At 27.7% G+C, this 2,474-nt stretch carries 3 protein-coding genes; all 3 read left to right on the top strand.

Annotated elements, in window-relative coordinates; all coding sequences use genetic code 11:
• Nucleotides 1-34 precede the first annotated feature (34 nt).
• Nucleotides 35-580 carry a peroxiredoxin gene (locus tag AMN83_RS02900; protein ID WP_075504192.1) on the top strand — a complete coding sequence of 182 codons (546 nt, stop codon included), beginning with the start codon at nucleotides 35-37 and terminating at the stop codon, nucleotides 578-580.
• Between the two features lie 40 nt (nucleotides 581-620).
• Nucleotides 621-2,240 (top strand): ABC transporter permease, encoded by a 1,620-nt coding sequence (locus AMN83_RS02895; protein WP_075504191.1) that lies wholly within the window; start codon nucleotides 621-623, stop codon nucleotides 2,238-2,240.
• A partial coding sequence (locus tag AMN83_RS02890) for an ATP-binding cassette domain-containing protein (protein WP_143323637.1) occupies nucleotides 2,237-2,474 on the top strand: 238 nt, incomplete at its 3' end. The genes AMN83_RS02895 and AMN83_RS02890, both read left to right, overlap by 4 nt.

The raw sequence follows: 2,474 nt of genomic DNA, 5'->3' as shown, positions 1-2,474 counted from the left end.
CTTTCCTAAAAATGGTCGTGGGCATTAAAAAAATATGATTGAAGGATTTAAAATACCCCAAGTAACTTTTAGAATTAGAGAAGGTGATACTTCGGATAATGAAATTGCATGTGCAATTGGTGGGAAGTGGACAAATAAAACTACTGATGATTTTTTTAAAAATAAAAGAGTAATTTTATTTAGTTTACCTGGTGCATTTACCCCAACATGTTCCTCTCAACAATTACCTGGATTTGAAAAAAATGCTGATGAATTAAAAAAACTTGGCATTGACGAAATTTATTGTTGTTCAGTAAATGACTCATACGTCATGAATGCTTGGGCAAAAAAAATGGGTATTTCTAATGTTAAAATAATACCAGATGGATCAGGGCTTTTTACAAAATATATGGGAATGTTAATTTCCAAAGATCATGATGGATTTGGCCAAAGAAGTTGGAGATATATGGCAGTTATTAATGATGGTATTGTTGAAAAATGGTGGCAAGAGCCCGGAATTAATAATTCAGGCTCAGATGATGACCCGTATATAGAAACAACACCAGAAAATACACTAAAATACCTTTCTGCATCAAAGTAAAATCATATTAAAAAAATTTTTTTATATTATAAGACCCTTAATGTTAAAGAATTTAAATATCTGGTTTCTATCCTCTTTATTGGTGTCTATAGGCGTATTAATTCCAATAGTTACAGTTTTTTTTAGTTTTTTTGAAGAGACCTCAAATTATTATCAAGTATTAAAAGATACTTTTTTATTTGAATATATTTTTAATTCTTTCACACTACTATTCTGTGTCTTAATCTTAACATTTATAATAGGCACTACATCTGCATACTTGGTTTCATTTTATAAATTTCCTTTTAGTGATTTTTTTAAATGGGGTCTTATACTTTCTTTCGCTGTTCCACCTTACATTTATGCATATTCTTTGACAGCCTTTTTTGAAAATTATGGTACAGCTTTTACAATATTAACAAATTTATTTGGAGAAGGGGAATACAACAGACATATCCCAAAGTTCGATGGTCTTCTTGGAGCAGTACTTTCCCTTTCATTTTCATTATACGCTTATGTGTATATTCTTTCTAGAGCTTCATTTTTATATCAATCTCAAAACTTAATTGATTTAGGAAGAAGTTTAGGTTTTTCAAAATTCAAATCTTTATATTCTTTGATATTACCAGCTGCTAGGCCAGCTATAGTCGCTGGATTATCTCTTGTTGCAATGGAAACATTAGCAGAATTTGGTGCAGTTGATTTTTTTTCAATAAACACCTTAACTACTGGAATTTATAATTCATGGATTACATTTGATGACTTGGCTTTTTCAAATAGATTGTCCTTTTTCTTACTAATATTTATATTTGCATGTTTTATAATTGAGAATTTTTCTAGAAAAAAAGCTAAATACCATTTTAATTCAAGAGGTGGATTTAAACAAAAAGAAAAAATTATGTTGTCTGGAAAAAAATCTTTTTTTGCATTTTTGTTTTGTTTTATTATTTTCTTTTTAAGTTTTTTATTTCCTTTAAGCCAAATGTTATATTGGACAATTAAATTTCCAGAAAATCTTTTTGATATCGATGTAATTTCACTTACTTTAAATACAATTTATTTAGTGATTTTATCTAGCATAGTCTTGATTTTGTTTTCTTTAATTTCAAATTATGGAAATAGAGTATCTAGAAATAAGGTTTTAAATTTTTTATCAACTATATCCATATCAGGTTATGCTATTCCAGGTGTTATTTTAGCTGTAGCATTTATTACTTTTATTGCTTGGTTTGATGAAAACATTATTAAAACTCTAGGATTTTTGTCTATTAAAAAAATCTTTATTGGTTCTGTTCTTGGTCTTGTTTTAGTTTATTTTGTAAGATTTTATTCATTAGCATTTAATGGAATTAAGTCCGGCTATGAAAAAATAAATATTTCAGTTGATGAAAGTTCATATCTGCTTGGTTATTCCAAAAAGAAAACCTTCATGAATATTCACGTTCCTTTCTTAAGAAATTCTCTTTTATTTGTAGCTATATTGATTTCTTTAGAAATAATAAGAGAGTTACCAATAACCCTTATTTTAAGACCATTTAATTTTGAAACTTTTGCTACAACAGCTTATATATCTGCATCTGAGGATCTGTTAGAAGCTGCAGCAGTTCCATCATTATTTTTAATTTTAATTGCAACTGTATTTATTATGTTTACATCTAAATATATTCTAAGAGAAAAATGAAAAATAATTTTTTAGAGATTAAAGGTGTTGATTTTATAATTGGTGGAAAAACCAAAGTTAAAAACGCTTCATTTGCAATTGAAAATGAAGGAGAAACTTTGTGTATTTTAGGTCCCTCAGGAATTGGAAAAACAACAATCCTTAGAACAATAGCTGGTTTGGAGAATATTGAGAAAGGCTCAATTAAATTAAATGGAAAATTGATATCTTCTAAAGATAAACATGTTGAGCCTG

The sequence above is a fragment of the Candidatus Pelagibacter communis genome (assembly GCF_001180025.1).
Lineage (GTDB): Bacteria > Pseudomonadota > Alphaproteobacteria > Pelagibacterales > Pelagibacteraceae > Pelagibacter > Pelagibacter ubique_A.
Note: the sequence above shows the minus strand (reverse complement) of the source record. Positions and strands in the feature narration are given on the sequence as shown.

Bases quoted from the DNA above. Each gene is read 5' to 3' on its own strand.
- AMN83_RS02900 (WP_075504192.1), top strand. From the start codon at position 35: ATGATTGAAGGATTTAAAATACCCCAAGTAACTTTTAGAATTAGAGAA.
- AMN83_RS02895 (WP_075504191.1), top strand. From the start codon at position 621: ATGTTAAAGAATTTAAATATCTGGTTTCTATCCTCTTTATTGGTGTCT.